The following is a 19,560-nucleotide window of genomic DNA, read 5'->3' on the forward strand; positions in this document are numbered from 1 at the left end:
TCGTCTTCGCGGCGTCCTGGGAAGAGGACCTTCCGCAACCGTGCGTGAACCACGGGGTCGATCCCTCCGGGGTCGGGCCGAGGGGGTTCATACTCCGGAGTGCTGCAGACTGCACGGGGCTCCGTCCCTGGTCAGGTCTCGAGGTCGTCCGCCGTGTCTCGAGCGGCGGCTTTCCGCCGCCCTCGAGCATCGGCGTAGTAGTACCACGCGCCCACGGCTGCCCCCAGCACCACCCGGGGAAAGGGCACCCGCATTCTCCTCAGCGCCTGTTCGGCGGCTTCGTCGAACCACCACCCGAACCGCCACGTTCCGTACATCAGGGCGCCGGTGACTGCGGCGAAGCCTGCCCTGGCCTTCGGACTCATCTCGACGGCCGGTGGGGTCTTCTGTCCGGAAGTGCGTTCGAGGACTTCGGAGCGGAATTGTGGGACCGCGATGAGAGCGACCACTGTTGCCGTGGAGCCCCACGTGATGGTGTGGCGCAACCATCCCGGGTACGTCCTGCCGGGGATGAGACTCAGGGCCCCACCGGCCAGGGCCTGGGACCGGGGGTTCGTCGCGATGCTGAGGGCGGTGTTCTTCCGGGACATGCTTCCACCGTAGGTGGTACGGGGGCCATGGTCATCAGCCACAGGGCGGATCCGGATCGTTGCCGGCTCGAGCACCACGTCGTCCAGGAGGAAGCGGCTGGAGGTCAGGTGCAGACTCCTCGGAGTACTCTTCTCCATCGTCGGTGTCCGCTCTCGCCGGGAGGGCAGCACCGCCTCATGTGCACCTCCACCGTACGGCGTGCTCACGGTTGTTCTCACTTCACCTCGGTGAACCGCGTGCCGAGGGACTCGGACAGGACCGAGAGATCGATCGGGACGGGGTTCGCGGAGCCGACCTCGACCTCGGAGTAGTCGACGACGAACCAGTTCCGGCCTTCCGCGAAGTACACGGAGCCGCCTGATTCCGCAGCGTCCGCCATCACGGCGTACGTGTCGGTACGTGCTTCCTGCGAATCGAAGTAGAAGAGCTCGACGGTCGGGGTGCATTTCACGGATTCGGTGGACATCGGTCCGTCGGAGCCGAACACGACGGTGGATCCGAGGAGTTCCTCCCGGCACTCGAGGTGGTCGAACACGGCCTGCCGGGCGTCCTCCAGCGAGCTGTAGGACGGCAGCTCGTCGACAGGGGCCTGCCCCGCCGCGCACCCCGTGCCTGCCCCCATCAGCAGCAGCACCGGACCGATAGCCGAAACGATCCGCTTCCCCCGCATCATGCCCCCTTCCATGGTGGCAACCGTTCCCGGACCTGCTGCCCAGGTGCTCGATGCTACCGACCGCCTGCTACCGGGTGTCGTCCACCGGGGGGATCGTTACGAGGACGTAGTCCTGACAGCAGTGACCGAGGTCCACCCATGGGTCCGCCGAGGGTACGGGGCACCCCGCCGTGGACGGCCGGGACCCTCGCGCTCTGATCGAGGTGGGTCAGGGTACGGGGACGGCGAAGTAGGTCGGCAGGTCCTCGTACGCGAACATGGCAAGGCCCTGACCGTTGATCACGGCGGGGGGATCGCGCCCGCCGTCGGCGAACCGGGGCTGCATCTGGTCCGGGAACCTCAGGTACCCGGTCCTGTCACCGGCAGCATCGCCCCCGTAGACATCGCCTGCATCGGACACCGTTGACGGCAGGAACCCGGAGGCCGGGTCGATCTTCTTCTGCTCACCGGTCGTCAGGTCCACCACCCACTGTGCGTCGACGCCCTGCTCGTCACTCCAGTGCATGAGCAGGAGCTCCCCGTTCGGGCTGGACGCGCTGCCGGACGGTACCCGCACGGAGATCGGATGGGCACACCCTCGAGCGGCGCCCTCGAAGATGAGAGGTTCCCCGGTGCGCAGGTCGAGGATCTCGCAGGTCCCGTCGAGCTGGCGCGTGGACATGAAGGTCGGGCCGAACGTCAGGGACCCGGACGGGTGGTCGTGGAACGTCGTCGACCACTCACGCGTACCCGCGATGGCCACCGGTTGCCCCGTCGTCGGATCCGTGGCACCCCTCGGGGCCCGGTAGACGTCCACACCGTCGATGCGGGCGAGCCACTGCTGGCCCTCGAGATCAGGGATCCGTTCCAGTTGTGCCGTCTCCGCGTCCAGTACCCGCATGAAGTCGAGGGCATCCGGCCCGGCTGCCACACCGCTCTGTGCTTCGAGGCTGCCATCGGTGGAGGTGAAGGACAGGGCCCTGCCGCCGTCCTGGGTGGATCGTGGCCGGTAGTGGCTGACGTCGTCGTCGACGACCGAGGCAGCACCGGTCTCGTCGACGACGATCAGCTGCGCGACGGGGGTCCCGGTACCCCCACCCGTCCCCGGCTGTGCCGGGAGACCGATCTGGAAGAAGGTGACGAACTCCCTGCCGTTCTGTCGCACCCGGTCGAGCACGGGTTCGACGGCCTGGGGCTGCTGCAGTCCCAGGGACGGCGACCGGTACAGGACATCCCCGCCACTGGTGGTGACCACCAGCGTCCGGTCGTTCGTCGTGGTGTCACGGTCGACGAATGCCGCGAGGTCCCCGAAGACCTCCGCCCCCTGCCCCTTCGACGCGTACCAGCCGGTTCGGCTGAGCCACCGCTCGGGAAGAGCTCCGGTGGCGTAGGAGAACCCCGTCTGGTAGGACCCCACCTTGCCCGATGTCGGTTGCGCAGTCGTCGTCGACGGTGCAGTCGAGCGGGGGGGTGGTGCCGTTCCGGGTTCCGTGGCCGGTGGCGTGGTCGTCGGGGACGCCGAGGGAGTCGGCGTCGCCGAGGGAGTCATGGTCGCGGATGCACTGCTGCTCCCGGGGGACGGTTCCGCGACCGGCCGATCGTTCGCGCATCCCGTCATGGCAAGTGCCACGGTCAGTGTGATGACGCCCAGCACACCAGGTTTCCTGTTGATCGGCCCCATCGCTTCCCCTCCGTCGGGTTTCCGGGCTCACCGGTCACCCCTCCAAACTATCGGAGGACCGGATACCCGGAACCGCACACCCGCCGTCGGGTGCGTGTACCGGCTCTCCTCCACTCGTCGTCCGGCGGGGGAACGCCGTTCCGGTCACGGAGGACGGCTCCCGCGGCCCGGCGTGTCACGGGGTGGTCCTGCGCGGGGGCCTGCGGCCGCTGCCTGCCCTGGTGGTGGTGGGCCGGTTCTTCACGGTCCCGGGTACGGGTCGGTCGGGTGCCGGGCGCGGTGCGAACCGGCGGCCGACCACCGTTGCCCTGGGATGCTCCGGTGTGGTGGGCGGGACGGGGGTCGCCTGGTCGGTGGCGCGGGAACAGGAGATGAGGACGCCGATCGCGGTGAGGACAGCGACCATGGAGGACCCGCCGTAGGAGATGAAGGGCAGGGGAACCCCGATCACGGGGACCACTCCGGTGACCACGGCGATGTTCAGGATCGCCTGGCCGATGATCCACACGAGGATCCCACCGCAGACGTAGGTGATCTCGAGGTTCTCGGAGAGGGTGGCGATCCGATAGATGGAGTACGCGAGGACCCCGAAGAGCACCACGACCAGCAGCGCCCCGACCAGGCCCAGTTCCTCGCCGAGGACGGCGAACACGAAGTCGTTGTGCGCTTCGGGGATCCAGCTGACCTTCAGTCTGCTCTGCCCCACCCCGACGCCGAAGAGCCCGCCGCCGGCGAGCCCGTAGAGGGCCTGGGCGCTCTGGTAGCCCAGCCCCTGGGCGGTTCCTTCGGCACTGGGATCGAGCCAGGCACTGACGCGCCGCATGCGGTTCGGGCTGCTGACGACGGCGAGCAGCGTGACGACTACCCCGAGCACGATCCCGCCGGTGAAGAGCTTGGAGCTGGCTCCGGCGACGAAGAACAGGCCTGCGGCGATGAGCCCGATGACCATGGCGGTGCCCAGGTCCTTTCCCGCCAGCACCAGGCCTATCGCCATCATCGCGCCCGGCACCACGGGGATGAACATGTGCCGTGCGTAGCGCAGGAGTCCGGCCTTCCTCGCCAGGACCATCCCACCCCAGATGACGAGGCTGAGCTTGAGGAACTCCGAGGGCTGGGCGGTCAGCCCACCGATCCTGATCCAGTTCCGGTTGCCCTGCACCTCGAGGCCGATGGGTGAGAAGACGAGCAGGGCCAACGCGAAGGACCCGAGGAGGATCACCCAGGACAGTTTCCGGTAGACCCGGAAAGGGGTGAACGCGCACACCAGCAGTGCCACACCGCCGACGCCGACCCACATGAGCTGCTTCGTGAAGTACTCGTACGGTGACCGGTTCTGCGCCACGAGCTCGAACGAGGACGCCGACAGGACCATCATCGAACCGATGGCCACCAGGGCGAAGGTCGTGGTGATCAGCAGGTTCCGCGCATTGCGGTTCGAGTTCGGGCCCTCCGCAGCGACGAAGCTGCGCAGGCGCGTCCACCACGGTCCTCGCCCGGAAGAATCCAGGGTCTGGTCGGAACCGGCAACCGTGATGGTCATGGGACTCCTCGGGACACAGCCCTCGCGTCACTGCGGAGGGAGGAAGGGGTGAAGTGGTGGCCGTGCCCGGGGAGCGGACCAGGTTCGAGTACGTCTGGTCACGTCTCACCGGTGCTACATCTTCGCACCCGCCGGATGCACACGACAATGCCTTCCTCCCTGTGCAGAGGTGCCCCTGGAGGAAGGGGCCGAGGATGCACCGGGGATCCTGGTTCGGACGGCACGTCCTCTCAGGCGAGGGTGATGTCGCTCGGACGCATGAGCACGGGTTCGTGCCGATTCCGGTGGCGGGTCTCTGCCCGCAGCCCGAGGTAGGTGCCGGTGATGATGAGCGCGGCGCCGAGGAACCCGAGAAGGGCCAGGGTCTCCTGTCCGATGCCGATGCCGATGAGGACCGCCCAGACGGGTTCGGTGCCCATGAGGAGACTGGCCCGTGAGGCGGAGGTCTGCTGGATCGCCCAGGTCTGGACGAGGAACGCGAAGACGCTGCAGGCCAGGCCCAGGTAGAGGACACCGATCCACTGTGCCTGGTCGAAGGTTTGGACGGCATGCAGGACACCGCGTGGATCGGCGACGGTGTAGACGATCGCGCAGACGATGCTCTGCACCAGGGTCAGCGTCAGCGGACTGTACGCGCGCCCTCGGGTGAGACCCGCGACAGCAGTGACATGGACGGCGCGGACCACCGCTGCGGCGAGCATCAGCAGATCCCCCGCCGTGGGGGTGGCGAGCCCGTCCTCCGAGACCAGCAGGCACACCCCGACGACGGCGATCACACCGGAACCGAGCACCGCACGGGGCAGTCTCGTCCGGAAGGCGACGCTCTCGGCCACGGGGGTGAACACGACGACGAGGCTGATGATCAGTCCGGCGTTCGTGGCACTGGTGCCGGCGATCCCGTGGGTCTCCAGGATCAGGACGGCAGCCTGGGTGAGACCGAGCACTACCCCGATGACACCTTCGCGGACACCGACCGTGCGTCGGCCCCGGACCCACCAGACCAGGGACAGCGCGGCGGTGGTGATGAGGAACCGCAGCGAGAGGATCACGGTGACACCGACGGTCTCGGTGAGGGTCTTCGCTGCCAGATAGCTGCTGCCCCACACCAGGGCCACCAGCAGGAGGAGGACATCGATCCGCCGTGCCCGGATGTAGGAGCGGAGGGTTGCAAAGGGATTCCGGTGTCCCCGTCCCCGGTCGAAGGAGTCGTGCGAGGTCGGGGGGAGGAGAGGTGATGGCACTTCTCGAGTCTCACGGGTTCTCCATCATTAGACGAGAGGGTAGTTCGTGAAGAAATGGTTTAGCGTCTGCTTATGGATCTGCACCAGTTACGCCTGCTCAGGGAGCTCGGTGAACGCGGCAGCCTGGCGGCCGTGGCGCGGGCTCTCCACGTCTCGCCGTCCGCCGTGTCCCAGCAGCTCACCGCACTGCAGCGCCGCACCGAGGTACCCCTGACGGAACGCAGGGGCCGCACCCTGGCCCTCACCGGTGCCGGTCAGGCGCTGGCGGAGGCCGCCATGCGGGTGGGCGTCGCGATGAGCTCGGCGGAGCAGGCCGTCAGCCGGTACGTCCAGGACCCGACCGCGACGGTGACCATCTGTGCCTTCAACAGCGCCGGGATGACCTACTTCGGCCCGCTCCTGGCAGACCTCTCCGGGGAGGGGAACCCGCGCCTGATCTGTCACGACCGGGACGTGGGGCAGAACGCCTTCCCCGCCCTGACCGCGGACTACGACCTCGTGCTCGCCCACCGCCTCGGGCACAGCGCCCGCTGGCCGCCATCACTCACCGTGCTGCCCCTGGTGAGTGAACCCCTGGACGTCGCCATGTCGGTCCGTCACCCGCTCGCCGGCCGACCCGACGTCGGCGTTTCGGAGCTGATCGACGAGGAATGGGTGTCCGTCCAGGACGGGTTCCCCCTGGAGTCCGCGGTGCAGAGCATCGCCGTCCACGCAGGAGGGCCGCTGAACATCACGCACCGGATCAACGAGTTCTTCGTCGCCGCCGCGCTCATCGCGAACAGCCCCGCCGGGGCGCCCATGCCCCGCCACACCGCAGCTCCCCGACGCGGTGGTCCCGTGGTTCTGAAGCCACTCCGCGATCTGGAGCTCAGCAGGCACGTGGACATCCTCTGCCGCCCCGAGACCCTGCACCGGACGGCCGTCCGGAACGTCGTGGACGCCCTCCGGAACCGTGCGATACCGGCCCCGGAGGATGGTGGGAGGATGTCCCCATGAATCCGACGGCCATCCGGCAGCACCAGCAGTCCATCACCGTTCATCTGCAGGCCGACGCTCTCTACGACCTGGTCTCCGACATCACCCGCACGGGCGAGTGGAGCCCGGTGTGCACGGCGTGCTGGTGGGACGACGACGGCGGCGCCGGCCGGGCGGGCTTGGTGGGTGCGTGGTTCACCGGGCGCAACGAGGTGCCGGGGCGGACGTGGGAGACCCGGTCGCAGGTGGTGGCCGCCGAGCGGGGCCGGGAGTTCGCCTGGGTGGTCGGTGGACGCTACGTCCGCTGGGGCTTCAGCCTGGCTCCGGCGGATGCGCGTACGGACACGGTACTGACCGAGTCCTGGGACTTCCTGCCGGCCGGGATCGCCATGTTCGGGGAGAAGTACGGCGACGGTGCGCCCGCCCAGATCGCCGAGCGCACCCGGCAGGCGCTCGACGGCATCCCGGCGACGCTCGCGGCGATCAAGCGGATCGCCGAGTCCGCCCCGTAGCGGACGGCAGCGGGGAACGGCTTCCGCGCTGCCGGAGAAACAGCAGCACCCCGGCTCTCGCGAACCGGGGTGCTGCTGTGACGTGCGGGAGGGGGCTGAGCCCTGATCCGAGTCCTAGTGCGAGTGGCCGTGCCCCTCGTCGTCGGACTCCTCGGGCTTGTCCACCACGAGGGTCTCCGTGGTGAGCACCAGCGCCGCGATCGAGGCGGCGTTGCGCAGAGCGGAACGCGTCACCTTCACGGGGTCGATGATGCCGGCATCCACGAGGTTCTCGTACTCGCCGGTCGCGGCGTTGAAGCCGTGGCCCACCTCGAGGTCGGAGACCTTGGAGACGACGACGTAGCCCTCGTGTCCTGCGTTCTCGGCGATCCAGCGCAGCGGCTGGGCGAGGGCGCGGCGTACGAGGCCGATCGCGGTGGCCGCGTCACCCTCGAGTGCCAGGACGTCCGCGTCGGTGTCGAGTGCCTTGCCGGCGTGGACCAGTGCTGAACCGCCACCGGCCACGATGCCCTCCTCGAGAGCGGCACGCGTGGAGGACACGGCGTCCTCGATGCGGTGCTTCTTCTCCTTGAGCTCCACCTCGGTGGCCGCACCGACCTTGATGACGCCGATGCCGCCCGCGAGCTTCGCGAGGCGCTCCTGGAGCTTCTCGCGGTCCCAGTCGGAGTCGGTGCGCTCCACCTCGGCGCGGATCTGCGCCACGCGGTCGGCGACGTCGGACTCGCTGCCGGTGCCGTCCACGATGGTGGTGGCGTCCTTGGTGACGGTGATCCGGCGTGCGGAACCGAGCACCTCGAGGCCCACCTGGTCCAGCTTCAGGCCGAGGTCGGGTGAGACCACCTGCGCACCGGTGAGGGTGGCGATGTCCTGCATCATGGCCTTGCGGCGGTCACCGAAGCCGGGGGCCTTGACGGCGACGACGTTCAGGGTGCCGCGGATCTTGTTGACCACGAGGGTGGAGAGGGCCTCGCCCTCGATGTCCTCGGCGATGATGAACAGCGGCTTCCCGGCCTGCAGCGCCTTCTCGAGCAGCGGCAGGAACTCCTGCAGCGAGGAGATCTTGCCGGAGTTGATCAGGATGAGGGCGTCCTCGAGGACGGCTTCCTGACGCTCGGCGTCGGTGACGAAGTACGGGGAGAGGTAGCCCTTGTCGAACTGCATGCCCTCGGTGAGCACCAGTTCGGTCTGCGTGGTGGAGGACTCCTCGATGGTGATCACGCCATCCTTGCCCACCTTGTCGAACGCCTCGGCGAGCAGTTCGCCCACCTCGGTGCTCTGGGCGGAGATGGAGGCCACGTTGGCGGTCTGCTGACCGACCACTTCGCGGGCGTTCTCGAGCAGGCGCTTGGCGACGGCTTCCACCGACACCTCGATGCCGTGCTTGAGCTGACCCGGTGCGGCGCCGGCGGCCACGTTGCGCAGGCCCTCCTTGACCAGGGCCTGGGCGAGCACGGTGGCGGTGGTGGTGCCGTCACCGGCGACGTCGTTGGTCTTGGTGGCCACCTCCTTGGCGAGCTGTGCACCGAGGTTCTCGTACGGGTCGTCGAGCTCGACCTCACGGGCGATCGTGACGCCGTCGTTCGTGATGGTGGGGGCGCCCCACTTCTTGTCCAGCACGACGTTGCGTCCGCGGGGGCCCAGCGTCACCTTGACGGTGTTCGCGAGCTTGTCCACGCCGGCCTCGAGGGCACGGCGGGCGGCGTCGTTGAATTCCAACTGCTTTGCCATTGTTGCTTCCTTTCAGGCTCGTGCAGCGAGAAGAACCCCGGCCGTGACGGGCCGGGGTTCTTCTTCGGGGTTACTACTTGACGACCACTGCGAGGACGTCGCGGGCGGAGAGCACCAGGTACTCGGTCCCGCCGTGCTTCACCTCGGTTCCGCCGTACTTCGAGTAGATGACGACGTCGCCCTCGGCGACGTCGACGGGGATGCGGTTGCCGTTGTCGTCGACGCGACCCGGTCCGACTGCCACGACCTCGCCCTCCTGGGGCTTCTCCTTGGCGGTGTCCGGGATGACGAGGCCGGAGGCAGTGGTCTGCTCGGCTTCGAGGGGGCGGACGACAATGCGATCCTCAAGGGGCTTGATAGAGACCGACATACGGCTCTCCTTTGCGTTCGGTACCAATGGAATGAAGGCCGTCGGGGTGGCGCAGACCGTCGTCGCGGTGCCGGTGAACGCTTCCCTCGGGGTTGGCACCCACACGGAGCGAGTGCCAGGTTCGACTGTATGCAACGGTTAGCACTCGGTCAAGACGAGTGCCAATCAGGATGGCGCTCCAGCGATACGTCCGGAGTCATCGTGGAGGAATACGTCATGGTTGGTTTGCGTAATTCACCTGTCTCCCTCTACGGTCTGAAGGTAAGCCTCACCTAACAACCCTCGTCCGGTCTCTCGGCCCTTCCTCCCCGGAGCTCTCCATGCCACCTCTGCGTCTCCCTCTCCTGTCCGCCGTCGCCGTCGCCACCCTCGCCCTCACCGCCTGCGGGGGCTCCTCCGAGGCCGCGGACGCGCCGGCCGGCGCAACGGGCGGCACCGTCTCCGTGGAGCACGCACAGGGCACCACCGAGGTACCGGTCAACCCGGAGACCGTGTTCACGTTCGACCTCGGTGCACTCGACACCCTCGACGCCCTCGACATCCCCGTGGCGGGCGTACCGCAGGGCAACCTCCCGGCCCAGCTCTCGGCCTACGAGGGCGGGGACGTCACGAACATCGGCTCGCTGAAGGAACCGGACTTCGAGGCGATCGCCGCGGCGGACCCTGACCTCATCATCATCTCGGCGCGGGTCGCGGACTCCTACGACGAGCTCTCCGCCATCGCCCCCACGATCGACCTCAGCGTCGACGACGCCGACCCGCTGGGCAGCTTCACCCGGAACACGGAGGAACTGGGGCAGATCTTCGGCATCGAGGACGCGGTGGACGAGCGACTTGCCGCCCTGGACGCGGAGATCGAGGACACACGGGCCGCCGCCGCCGACGCCGGGAACGGTCTGATCGTCATGACCAGCGCGGGCGAGGTGACCGCCTACGGCGCCACCTCCCGCTTCGGCCTGATCCACAGCGTGCTCGGCGTGGAGCCCGCCACCGAGGTGACCATGGACGGCCGTCACGGCGAGGCGATCTCCTTCGAGTACATCGCCGAGGCCAACCCCGCCCACCTCTTCGTGATCGACCGCGACGCCGCGATCGGCGAGGCAGGGGCCGCCGCCGCAGCCGTGCTGGACAACGAGCTGGTCAACGGCACGGACGCCGTGAAGAACGGCCACGTCACCTACCTGGACTCGGCGAGCTGGTACCTGATCGGCTACGGGCTGAACAACCTCGACTCGATGATCGCCGCCGTCAACCAGGCCGTCACGGCCTGATCCGCAGGGCTGCGAGCGCGGATCCTCGATGACCACGGTCTCCCTCCGGCCGCAGCGGTCCGCTGCGCAGCACGGCTCCCCCCGCACCCCGAGGATCCGGTGGGCGGTGGGGGCCGTGCTGCTCCTGGCCGCGACCAGCCTCTTCGTCGGCGTCTCGAGCGTCTCCCCTGCCGCCCTGCTGGCCGGGGACGCCGGCGTGTGGCAGACCTTCCTGGTGAGCCGGGTCCCGCGGACGCTCGCGGTGGTGCTCGCCGGCATGGCCCTCAGCGTCGCGGGGTTCATCCTGCAGCTCATGGCGCGCAACCGCTTCGTGGAGCCCTCCACCGTGGGCACGGTGGAATCGGCCACGGCGGGCATCCTCGTGGCCACGCTGCTCCTCCCCGCAGCGCCGATCGTGGCGAAGATGGGGATCGCCGCGGTCTTCGCGATCGCCGGGACCGCGCTCTTCCTCACGGTCCTGCGCCGCATCCCGCTCCGCGACACCCTGATCGTGCCGCTGGTGGGCATCATGCTCGGGGGTGTGATCGGGGCGGTGACCACGTTCTTCGCCTACCGGTTCGATCTGCTGCAGACCCTGAACACCTGGATGATCGGCGACTTCTCCGGGTTGGTCCGCGGCCGCTACGAGCTCCTGTGGATCGTGGCCGTGCTGGCCGTGGTCGGGTACGTCTGTGCCGACCACTTCACCGTGGCCGGCATGGGGCAGGACTTCACCACCAACCTCGGGCTGAACTACCGGCGGACCATGAACCTGGGTCTGGTCCTCGTGAGCCTCATCAGCGCCGTGGTGGTGGTGGTCGGCGCGATCCCCTTCCTCGGCCTGATCGTGCCCAACCTCGTGTCCCTGCTCATCGGCGACAACGTGCGGCGCGCCGTCCCCTGGATCGCGGTGTTCGGTGCGGGGTTCGTGCTGCTGTGCGACATCCTCGGCAGGATCATCCGCTTCCCCTACGAGGTACCGGTGGGTGTGGTGGTGTCCGTGGTGGGCAGTGCGCTGTTCATCGTCCTGCTGGTCCGGAGGAGTGCCGGTGCGCGCTAGGACCGACGCCCTCCCCTCGGCCCTGGTGCAGTCCGGCCGCAAGCCCGTGCGCTCGCTGCCGCCCGCGTTCTGGCTGGTGGCACTCGGCATCGCCGCGATCGGCGTCGTCGTCGCGTTCCTGCTCGTGGGACTGCAGGGCAACCTCGCCTACGTGCTGCCGCGGAGGCTCAACCGCGTGGGGGCCATGGCGGTGGTGGCGGTGGCCGTCGCGGTGTCCACCATCCTGTTCCAGACGGTGACGGGCAACCGGATCCTCACGCCGTCGATCATGGGCTTGGACGCCCTGTACATCCTCCTCCAGACGGTGCTGGCCTTCGCACTCGGCGCCGGTACGCTCCTGAACCTCGGCGCTCCTCTGCGCTTCCTGGTCGAGGTGACCCTCATGGTCACCTTCTCGGCGCTGCTCTACCGGTGGCTCTTCAACGGCCGGGGGCGCAGCCTGCACCTGCTGCTGCTGGTGGGCATCGTGTTCGGGGTGTTCTTCCGCGGCGTGTCCTCCCTCCTGCAGCGCCTGATGGACCCGAGCGAGTACATCATCCTGCAGGACCTGTTCTTTGCGAGCTTCAACCGCGTGGATCCCACCCTGCTGCTGATCTCGGCGCTCGTGGTGACGGCTCTGGGTGTTGTGGCGTGGCGGCTCCGGCCCCCCCTCGACGTCCTGGCCCCCGGACGGGACACCGCGGCGCACCCCGGGGTGGACCACCGCCGCACCGTCACCCAGGTGCTGGTGATCTGCTCGGTGCTCGTCGCGGTGTCCACCGCCCTCGTGGGACCGGTCACCTTCTTCGGGCTGCTGATCTCGGCGCTCGCCTACCCGCTGTGCCGGCAGTTCCGGCACGCGGTGGTGCTCCCGATCGCCGTCCTCCTCGGCGTGATCGCCCTGGTGGGCGGGCAGCTGGTGCTGGAGCAGGTCTTCTCCTTCGACACCGCCCTGAGCATCGTCATCGAGTTCGTGGGCGGCATCGTGTTCCTCACCCTCCTCCTGAAAGGCCGGGTCCGTTGTTCACCATCGACCACGCCACGAAACGGTACGGCTCCGCCACGGTGGTGGACGACGTCAGCTGCGTCATCCCCCGCGGCGGCGTCACCTCGATCATCGGGCCCAACGGGGCCGGGAAGTCCACCCTGCTCTCGATGGTCAGCCGCCTCCTGCCCCTGGACACCGGACGCGTGGAGGTGGCCGGACTCGACGTCGCCCCCACCGCCGGGCCCGAGCTCGCACGGACGCTGTCCATCCTCCGGCAGGAGAACCAGCTGACGGTCCGCCTGACCGTCCGGGACCTCGTGGGGTTCGGCCGCTTCCCGCACAACAACGGCCGGTCCACGGCGATCGACCGCGAGCACATCGAGCGTGCGCTGGCCTACCTGGACCTCACCATCCTGGCGGACCGGTTCGTGGACGAGCTCTCCGGCGGCCAGCGGCAGCGCGCCTTCATCGCCATGGTGCTGGCCCAGGACACGGACTACGTCCTGCTGGACGAGCCGCTGAACAACCTCGACATGCGGCACTCCGTGGACATGATGCGCCTGCTCCGCCGGCTGGTGGACGAGCTGGGGAAGACCGTGGTGCTGGTGATCCACGACATCAACTTCGCCTCCTGCTACTCGGACACCATCGTGGCCATGCGCGAGGGCGCGGTGATCCACACCGGCACGCCGGAGGAGATCATGACGCCGGCCGTGCTGCAGGACGTCTACGACGTGGAGATCCAGGTGGAGCTGATCCGGGGCAACAGGATCGGCGTGTACTTCACCTAGGCTGGGCCCATGGCTTCGGACAACATCGCGGACATCCTGACGCCGGAGGGCTGGGAGCTGCTGAACTCCCTCGATCCCTACGTCGAAGCGGACAGCCTGCGGCTCACCGAACAGCTCCGGAAGGCCGGGCACCCTCCCGAGCGCGTTGCCGCCGCCCTCACCCAGTCCAGGCTGCGGGCCCGGGCGGCCGCCAAGTTCGGCCCGTTCGCAGGGCACATGGTGTTCACGGCGGCGGGGCTGGAGCAGGCCACGCGGCTCTCGGTGGCCGCCCGCCACGCGCAGCGCTTCGTGGACGCCGGCCTGGTCAGGGTGGCGGATCTCGGCTGCGGTCTCGGAGCTGACAGCATGGCCCTGGCCACCCTGGACCGCGAGGTGACCGCCGTCGAGCTGGACGAGACCACCGCCGCCGCCGCGACCATGAACCTGCTGCCCTTCCCCAACGCACGCGTGGTCAACGCGGACGCCTCCTCCGTGGACACGGCGGAGTACGACGCCGTGTGGCTGGACCCGGCGCGCAGGACCACGACGACGTCGGGCACCTCCCGTCTCTTCGATCCCGAGGCGTTCTCCCCTCCCCTGTCCTTCGTGCAGGAACTCGCGGACCGCGGCACGGCGATGGGCGTCAAGATGGGCCCCGGCATGCCGCACGACTCCGTCCCCGCACGGTGCGAGGCGCAGTGGGTCTCGGTGGACGGCGACGTCACCGAGGTGGCCCTGTGGTTCAACGCGCTCCGCCGCGAGGGTGTCCGGCGCGCCGCGCTCGTGATCGGGTCGCGGGGTGCGGCGGAGCTGACCCCGGACGCGGACTTCGGCGACGGCCCCACCGCGCCCGTCGGGGCGCCGGAGGGGTATCTGTACGAACCGGACGGCGCGGTGATCCGCGCCGAACTGGTGGCGGACCTCGCCGCACGGCTGGGCGGGCACCTGCTCGATCCGATGATCGCCTACGTCTGCGCGCCAGCACACCGGGAAACACCCTTCGCCCGTGCGTACCGGATCCTCGAGGTACGCCCCTACAACATGAGGGCGCTGAAGGCCTGGGTGCGCGCGGAGGGCATCGGCGTCCTCGACATCAAGAAGCGCGGCACCTCCGCCACCCCGGAGGAGGTGCGCAAACAGCTCCTGACCGGATCGGGCAAGGGCCGGAAGAAGGCCACCCTGGTGCTGACGCGCATCGGCGAGGAACGCGTGGTGATCGTCGTCGAACCGGTCCCGGCACCATAGGACGGCGGAACTCCCTAGACTCGAGAACGGCAGCAACAGGAATCCGGAAGGTGGCAGGCATGGCGGACAGCACGGCGGCTTCGGCGGACGTACGGCATGGGGTGCTGTTCGACGTGGACGGCACGCTCGTGGACTCCAACTACCACCACGCGATCGCCTGGTGGCAGGGCTTCCGCCGGTTCGGCCACGACGTCCCGCTGGCCGAGATCCACCGCGCCATCGGGATGAGCGGCGACAAGCTCGTGGCCCATCTCCTCGGCGAGGACCGCGACGCGGAGCAGGATGCCGAGATCGACGCCACGCACGGAGCGGTGTTCTCCACCTACCACCCGGGGCTGCGGGCGTTCGCCGGAGCCTCCGACCTGCTGCGCCGGTGCGCCGGCGACGGCCTGGTGGTGGTGCTCGCCTCCTCCGCCTCGGAACAGGACGTCGCGATCAACCGCAGCGTCATCGACGCCGACGACGCCATCACCGCCGCCACGAGCTCGGGCGACGCCGAGAACAGCAAACCCTCCCCCGACATCCTGGAGGCGGCACTCGAGGCCGGCGGGCTCGAGGCCTCGAACACCGTCTTCGTGGGTGACTCCGTGTGGGACGTCATCGCCGCGGCGGAGCTGGGGATCCCCACCATCGGCCTGGCCTCGGGAGGCACGAGCGAGGCGGAACTGCGCGAGGCCGGCGCCGTCGAGGTGTACCAGGACGTCAAAGCCCTGCTCGACGCCTTCGACGACGGCGCCCTGCACCGGCTCGCCGCGTCCTGATGGTCCCGGGGACCACTCGGCTCCCGGGACCGCCCGTGCTCGGCCGGCCACATGCAGGACCAGCCCCTGCACAGCGAACTCACAGAAGAGCTGGTGGTGTCCTGCACCGGGTGGCGCGTAGTGTGGGGAGCAGCGGTCTAGACACAGGCGGCTGACTACAGTTCTGTTCCTCATCGCAGCGGCTCCCGACCGTGGCCCGTGGACAGGGCACCATCCCCGAAAGGGGCGTGCATCATGCGCATCGTTCATCTCCTCACCTCATCCGCGACCGCGGCCTCCATCCGGCCGGCGAGTTCCCCCGAACCGTCCGCCCACCGCCGCAGATCCTCGCCCGTCGCCATCCGATCCTCCGACGTCGTCGACGTCCTCACGCGGTAGCCGCGCGCTCGCGCACCCTGCCGCACACGACTCGCCTCCGAGCGAGTCCTCTCCCGTCGGCTCGTTCCGGCGACCCTGCAGTACCCATGCGAAGGATCCCCTCATGCAACACCTCGACAGCTTCTCCTCCACCTGCCTCACCCTCACCGACGACGGCTCCCTCGTTCCCGTGGACGAGCTGGAGGGCCTCTACCTCTACTGGTGCTCCGGGACGGGCGAGACGCCCGTCGGGACCCCGGCCCTCCTGGAATCCCTCGCGGGCCTGGGTGCGGAGCCCGTCCAGCAGGACGGCGTCGACTACGTGGAGGGCCTGGTCCTCACGGGCGATGTCGTCGCCGACTTCATCCTGGAGCACGACTTCGTAGGTGCCTGGGGTGTACCCACCCGCTGGGACGTCGACGCGCTCCCGGCGATCGCCACCGCGTCGTAGCGCCGCGCAGTCCTCGATGGGCAGGGCTCGGCAGGGGACCGCGACACCGGCGCTGGCGGCCCTCGTCGCCGCGGGCATCAGCTTCGTCCCGCGGCCCTACGAGCACGACGAGCGGGTCACGGCGTTCGGCGACGAGGCCGCGAGCGCACTGGGCGTCCCGCCCGAGCGGGTGTTCAAGACGCTGCTGACCCAGGTGGACGATGCTCCGGTGACCGCCGTCGTCCCCGTCAGCGGGTCCCTCGACCTGAAGGCACTGGCGCACGTTCTGCGGGCGCGCAGGGCCGTGCTGGCGGATCCCGCGACGGCACAGCGGAGAACAGGATACGTGCTGGGCGGGATCTCACCGCTCGGGCAGCGGCGGCCAACACCGGTGGTCCTCGACGACTCCGCGATGTCCCATGCGTCGATCCTCGTGTCCGCCGGCCGGCGGGGGCTCGACGTGGAACTCGCCCCTGCGGACCTCGTGGCCGTCACCCGCGCGGGACTGGCACCCATCGCCGGTCCGTGACCGATGCTCGGTAGGGTGGGCCCGTGAAGCTGACCACCGGTGACCTCCCGCCCCTCGACGAAGCACTCGCCCTCTACGATTCCGTGGGCTGGACCGCCTACACACGGGACCCGGACCGCTTGCGGCGCAGCCTCGCGAACTCGCACGTGGTCCTCACGGTCCGGGACGACGCCGGGATGCTGCTCGGGCTGGCACGGACCGTCTCCGACGGCGAGTCCGTCTGCTACGTCCAGGACATCCTCGTGGACCCCGCCGCCCAGCGGCGCGGTGTGGGCCGGCTGCTGCTCCAGGAGATCCTCGACCGGTACCGGCACTGCATGTTCGTGGCGCTCAGCACGGACGCCGCCGACACGGAGGATGCACGGCGATCCCCCCCGTTCTACCGCTCCCTGGGGTTCGTCCCGCACCCGGAGCTCGGGCTGGCAGCCTTCGGGTACCGGCCGTGAGCACTACTCCTCCGCTCCCGCCGTGGCCTCCCACCCGACCCGCCGCCGGATCCGTGGTCCTGCGGCCGTTCGAGGACGCGGACGTGCCCATGGTGCAGGATCTCTCCACCGACCCCTACGTACCGCTCATCGGCACACTCCCCTCCCGGTGCGACGCGCCGGAAGCACTGGCCTACATGGAGCGGCAACGGCTGCGGCACCCCGACGGTACCGGGTTCTCGTTCGCCATCGCCGATACCGGGACCGGTCACGCCCTCGGGATGATCGGGCTGTGGTTGCGCGAACTCGCCTCGGGGCGGGCGCAGATCGGCTACGCCGTGGCTCCCCGCGCCCGCGGCCGGGGAGCCGGCTCGGACGCCCTCCGCGCCGTCGTCGGCTTCGCCTGGACCCTGCCGCAGCTCCACCGGCTCGAGCTGCACGTCGAACCGTGGAACATGCCGTCCGTTGCCGTGGCCCACCGCGCCGGTTTCGAGTACGAGGGAACCCTGCGGAGCTACCGGGAGATCGGCGGGGTCCGCCGCGATCTCGACGCCTACGCGCTGATCCGCACCGCACCACCGGACACCGTGGGACCCCCGGAGACCGGGATGCCCACGGTGATCACGGACGGGCGGCCCACGTCCGCACCCTGATGCACCGTGAGGGTGGACGGCGCCGGGACCTCCCCGAGCTTCCGGAGGTAACTCCCGAGGGCTGCGGCAGCCGACCCGGTGGCCGGATCCTCACGGACGCCTCCGGGCGGGAACGGGTTCCGCGCCTCGAACTCGTGCGGCCCGAGCCGGTGCACCACGGCGACGGTGGCACCCCAGCCCTGCGCCGCCATCAACTCCTTCAACTCGGGGTAGTCGTAGTCGAGGCCGCGCAGCACGGCGGCGTCGCGCACCGGGACGATCGGGTGCGCATTGCCCGAGAAGGCGACGAGAACGGGAAGGGACTCCATCAGGTCCGCCTCCTCCAACCGGAGGCAGCGGAGCAGCGCGGCACGGACGGAGCGCTCCGGCGGAGCCACCCAGGGCTCCGCGGTGCGGATCGAGGCGATGATCCTTCCCTCGGCGCGACGACTGGTGAGCTCCAGCTCACCCACGGCGGTGGAGAGCAGCAGCGCTCCCGGGCCGTCCCGCTCGGCGAGCGCCACACCGGTGGCGATGGTGGCGTGCCCGCAGAACGGGACCTCGGCCTCGGGCGCGAAGTAGCGGATGCTCGCGCTCCCCCCGCATCGTCGGGAGACGAAGGCCGTCTCCGCATACCCCAGCTCGGCGGCGACGGCCTGCATCTGCTCGCGCGTCAGGGTATCGGCGTCGAGCACCACGCCGGCGGGATTCCCGCCGTCCGGCCGGTCCGTGAATGCGGCGTAGCGGAGGATCTCGAGGGTGCCGGAACGGTCGCCCCCGGGTAGCTCCGCGGCGTGCCCGGTCATGCCGGGAGGCGTGAGAACTCGCCGGCTGCGCGCACCTGCTCCGGGCTGGGGCGGACGCCCGTGTAGAGGACGAACTGCTCCTCGGCCTGGTACGCGACCACCTCGGCTCCCGTGATCACCGGGATACCCGCCTGCCGGGCGGCGAGGATCAGCGGTGTCTCCGAGGGTGAGGCAACGACGTCGAACACCACCTGAGCGGCGGCGATGGCGTCCTCCGGGTAGGCGAGGTCCTCGGCGTTCGGGCCGGTCATGCCCAGGGGCGTGACATTGAGGAGCAGATCCGCCGTCGTGCTGCCCACCTCCTGCTGCCAGTCGAAGCCGTACCGGTCCGCGAGCGCCCGGCCGGTCACCTCGTTGCGGGCCACGACGGTCACCCGCTCGAACCCGGAGTCCCGGAGCGCCGCGACCACGGCCTTGGCCATCCCGCCGGACCCCTGCACGAGCACCGAGGAGGAGACAGGCATCCCGTGCTCCCGGAGCAGGCGTTCGACGGCGAGGTAGTCGGTGTTGTAGGCGGTGAGGACGCCGTCGTCGTTCACGATCGTGTTCACCGAGTCGATGGCACGGGCGGATGCGTCGAGGTGGTCCACGAGGGCGATCACCTCCTCCTTGAACGGCATGGAGACCGCACAACCACGGATGCCGAGGCCGCGCACTCCCGCGATGGCGGACGGCAGATCGGTGGTGGTGAACGCCTTGTAGACGAAGTTCAGGCCCAGTTCCTCGTAGAGGTGGTTGTGGAAGCGCGTGCCGATGTTGCTGGGGCGCGCGGCCAGGGAGATGCAGAGGGTCATGTCTTTGTTCAGGATGGGCACCGCACCATTGTGCCCCCCCCCCCCCCCCCCCCCACCCCCCGGGGGGGGGAGCCCAACACCCCCCCCCCCCCCCGGGGCCGCCCCCGGGGGCGCCGGGGGGGCACCGGGGGCCCCGGCGGGGCGGGGGGGGGGGGGGCCGGGGGGGCGCCGGGGGGCCGTGGCCGGGCCGCGGGGCCCGGGGCGGGTGCCCGGGCGCGGGGCGGGACCCGGGGGGGCGGGCGAG

General features: G+C 69.7%; 21 protein-coding genes and 1 pseudogene. 13 read left to right on the top strand and 9 right to left on the bottom strand.

Annotation, left to right across the window (positions count from 1 at the left end; translation table 11 throughout):
- Nucleotides 1-131: 131 nt before the first annotated feature.
- The 5 genes from AC792_RS15775 to AC792_RS15795 all read right to left on the bottom strand — a co-directional run bounded on the left by AC792_RS15775 (nucleotide 132) and on the right by AC792_RS15795 (nucleotide 5,705).
- Complete coding sequence (locus AC792_RS15775) at nucleotides 132-728, bottom strand: hypothetical protein (RefSeq protein ID WP_049831441.1); 597 nt, start codon at nucleotides 726-728, stop codon at nucleotides 132-134.
- Between the two features lie 77 nt (nucleotides 729-805).
- Nucleotides 806-1,264 carry a hypothetical protein gene (locus AC792_RS15780; protein WP_049831442.1) on the bottom strand — a complete coding sequence of 153 codons (459 nt, stop codon included), beginning with the start codon at nucleotides 1,262-1,264 and terminating at the stop codon, nucleotides 806-808.
- 208 nt (nucleotides 1,265-1,472) lie between these two features.
- Nucleotides 1,473-2,660, bottom strand: a complete 1,188-nt coding sequence (locus AC792_RS15785; protein WP_049831443.1) for a hypothetical protein — start codon at nucleotides 2,658-2,660, stop codon at nucleotides 1,473-1,475.
- Between the two features lie 439 nt (nucleotides 2,661-3,099).
- A complete protein-coding gene (gene ftsW, locus AC792_RS15790; RefSeq protein ID WP_049831444.1) occupies nucleotides 3,100-4,464 on the bottom strand; it encodes a putative lipid II flippase FtsW in 1,365 nt (454 codons plus the stop codon).
- A 230-nt stretch (nucleotides 4,465-4,694) separates the two neighbouring features.
- Nucleotides 4,695-5,705 (bottom strand): DMT family transporter, encoded by a 1,011-nt coding sequence (locus AC792_RS15795; RefSeq protein WP_200903430.1) that lies wholly within the window; start codon nucleotides 5,703-5,705, stop codon nucleotides 4,695-4,697.
- 72 nt (nucleotides 5,706-5,777) lie between these two features.
- Between AC792_RS15795 and AC792_RS15800 the strand changes: the two genes are divergently transcribed.
- The gene (locus tag AC792_RS15800; RefSeq protein ID WP_049831445.1) at nucleotides 5,778-6,701 is read left to right on the top strand and encodes a LysR family transcriptional regulator; all 924 of its coding nucleotides are present in this window, start codon (nucleotides 5,778-5,780) and stop codon (nucleotides 6,699-6,701) included.
- Nucleotides 6,698-7,192 (top strand): SRPBCC family protein, encoded by a 495-nt coding sequence (locus tag AC792_RS15805; RefSeq protein WP_049831446.1) that lies wholly within the window; start codon nucleotides 6,698-6,700, stop codon nucleotides 7,190-7,192. Before AC792_RS15800 ends, AC792_RS15805 begins: the two co-directional genes overlap by 4 nt.
- Before the next feature lie 114 nt (nucleotides 7,193-7,306).
- Here the strand turns inward: AC792_RS15805 and groL are convergent, their stop codons facing one another.
- Both groL and groES read right to left on the bottom strand, forming a co-directional pair.
- Nucleotides 7,307-8,920, bottom strand: a complete 1,614-nt coding sequence (groL, locus tag AC792_RS15810) for a chaperonin GroEL (RefSeq protein ID WP_049831447.1) — start codon at nucleotides 8,918-8,920, stop codon at nucleotides 7,307-7,309.
- A gap of 73 nt (nucleotides 8,921-8,993) precedes the next feature.
- Entirely contained in the window at nucleotides 8,994-9,290 is a 297-nt protein-coding gene (gene groES, locus AC792_RS15815; protein WP_049831448.1) for a co-chaperone GroES, read from the bottom strand.
- Between the two features lie 320 nt (nucleotides 9,291-9,610).
- Between groES and AC792_RS15820 the strand changes: the two genes are divergently transcribed.
- The 11 genes and pseudogenes from AC792_RS15820 (at nucleotide 9,611) to AC792_RS15865 (ending at nucleotide 17,737) form a co-directional block, all read left to right on the top strand.
- Complete coding sequence (locus AC792_RS15820) at nucleotides 9,611-10,561, top strand: siderophore ABC transporter substrate-binding protein (RefSeq protein ID WP_082177825.1); 951 nt, start codon at nucleotides 9,611-9,613, stop codon at nucleotides 10,559-10,561.
- A 28-nt stretch (nucleotides 10,562-10,589) separates the two neighbouring features.
- Nucleotides 10,590-11,600 (top strand): ABC transporter permease, encoded by a 1,011-nt coding sequence (locus AC792_RS15825; protein WP_049831449.1) that lies wholly within the window; start codon nucleotides 10,590-10,592, stop codon nucleotides 11,598-11,600.
- Between the two features lie 151 nt (nucleotides 11,601-11,751).
- A pseudogene (locus AC792_RS15830) lies at nucleotides 11,752-12,576 on the top strand (iron chelate uptake ABC transporter family permease subunit); the annotation flags it as partial.
- Nucleotides 12,577-12,599: 23 nt separating this feature from the next.
- Nucleotides 12,600-13,358 (top strand): iron ABC transporter ATP-binding protein, encoded by a 759-nt coding sequence (locus AC792_RS15835; protein WP_049831450.1) that lies wholly within the window; start codon nucleotides 12,600-12,602, stop codon nucleotides 13,356-13,358.
- 9 nt (nucleotides 13,359-13,367) lie between these two features.
- A complete protein-coding gene (locus AC792_RS15840) occupies nucleotides 13,368-14,582 on the top strand; it encodes a class I SAM-dependent methyltransferase (protein WP_049831451.1) in 1,215 nt (404 codons plus the stop codon).
- 59 nt (nucleotides 14,583-14,641) lie between these two features.
- Entirely contained in the window at nucleotides 14,642-15,343 is a 702-nt protein-coding gene (locus AC792_RS15845; RefSeq protein WP_049831452.1) for an HAD family hydrolase, read from the top strand.
- 234 nt (nucleotides 15,344-15,577) lie between these two features.
- The gene (locus AC792_RS17400; RefSeq protein WP_160317658.1) at nucleotides 15,578-15,721 is read left to right on the top strand and encodes a hypothetical protein; all 144 of its coding nucleotides are present in this window, start codon (nucleotides 15,578-15,580) and stop codon (nucleotides 15,719-15,721) included.
- Between the two features lie 103 nt (nucleotides 15,722-15,824).
- On the top strand, nucleotides 15,825-16,151 hold the full coding sequence (locus AC792_RS15850) for a hypothetical protein (protein ID WP_049831453.1): 327 nt from the start codon (nucleotides 15,825-15,827) through the stop codon (nucleotides 16,149-16,151).
- Nucleotides 16,152-16,167: 16 nt separating this feature from the next.
- Nucleotides 16,168-16,659: a Cys-tRNA(Pro) deacylase gene (gene ybaK / locus AC792_RS15855; RefSeq protein WP_049831454.1), complete on the top strand. Its 492-nt coding sequence runs from the start codon at nucleotides 16,168-16,170 to the stop codon at nucleotides 16,657-16,659.
- Nucleotides 16,660-16,682: 23 nt separating this feature from the next.
- Complete coding sequence (locus tag AC792_RS15860; protein ID WP_049831455.1) at nucleotides 16,683-17,105, top strand: GNAT family N-acetyltransferase; 423 nt, start codon at nucleotides 16,683-16,685, stop codon at nucleotides 17,103-17,105.
- Complete coding sequence (locus AC792_RS15865) at nucleotides 17,102-17,737, top strand: GNAT family N-acetyltransferase (protein WP_235436846.1); 636 nt, start codon at nucleotides 17,102-17,104, stop codon at nucleotides 17,735-17,737. Before AC792_RS15860 ends, AC792_RS15865 begins: the two co-directional genes overlap by 4 nt.
- Here the strand turns inward: AC792_RS15865 and AC792_RS15870 are convergent.
- Both AC792_RS15870 and AC792_RS15875 read right to left on the bottom strand, forming a co-directional pair.
- The gene (locus AC792_RS15870) at nucleotides 17,638-18,522 is read right to left on the bottom strand and encodes a PhzF family phenazine biosynthesis protein (protein WP_049831457.1); all 885 of its coding nucleotides are present in this window, start codon (nucleotides 18,520-18,522) and stop codon (nucleotides 17,638-17,640) included. The two genes, AC792_RS15865 and AC792_RS15870, sit on opposite strands and share 100 nt — an antisense overlap.
- Nucleotides 18,519-19,337 (bottom strand): shikimate 5-dehydrogenase, encoded by an 819-nt coding sequence (locus tag AC792_RS15875; RefSeq protein WP_268753396.1) that lies wholly within the window; start codon nucleotides 19,335-19,337, stop codon nucleotides 18,519-18,521. The genes AC792_RS15870 and AC792_RS15875 overlap by 4 nt, the downstream gene beginning before the upstream one ends.
- Nucleotides 19,338-19,560 lie beyond the last annotated feature (223 nt).

Origin of the sequence: Arthrobacter sp. RIT-PI-e (assembly GCF_001187915.1) — a bacterium.
In the GTDB taxonomy this organism is placed as follows: Bacteria; Actinomycetota; Actinomycetes; order Actinomycetales; family Micrococcaceae; genus Arthrobacter_D.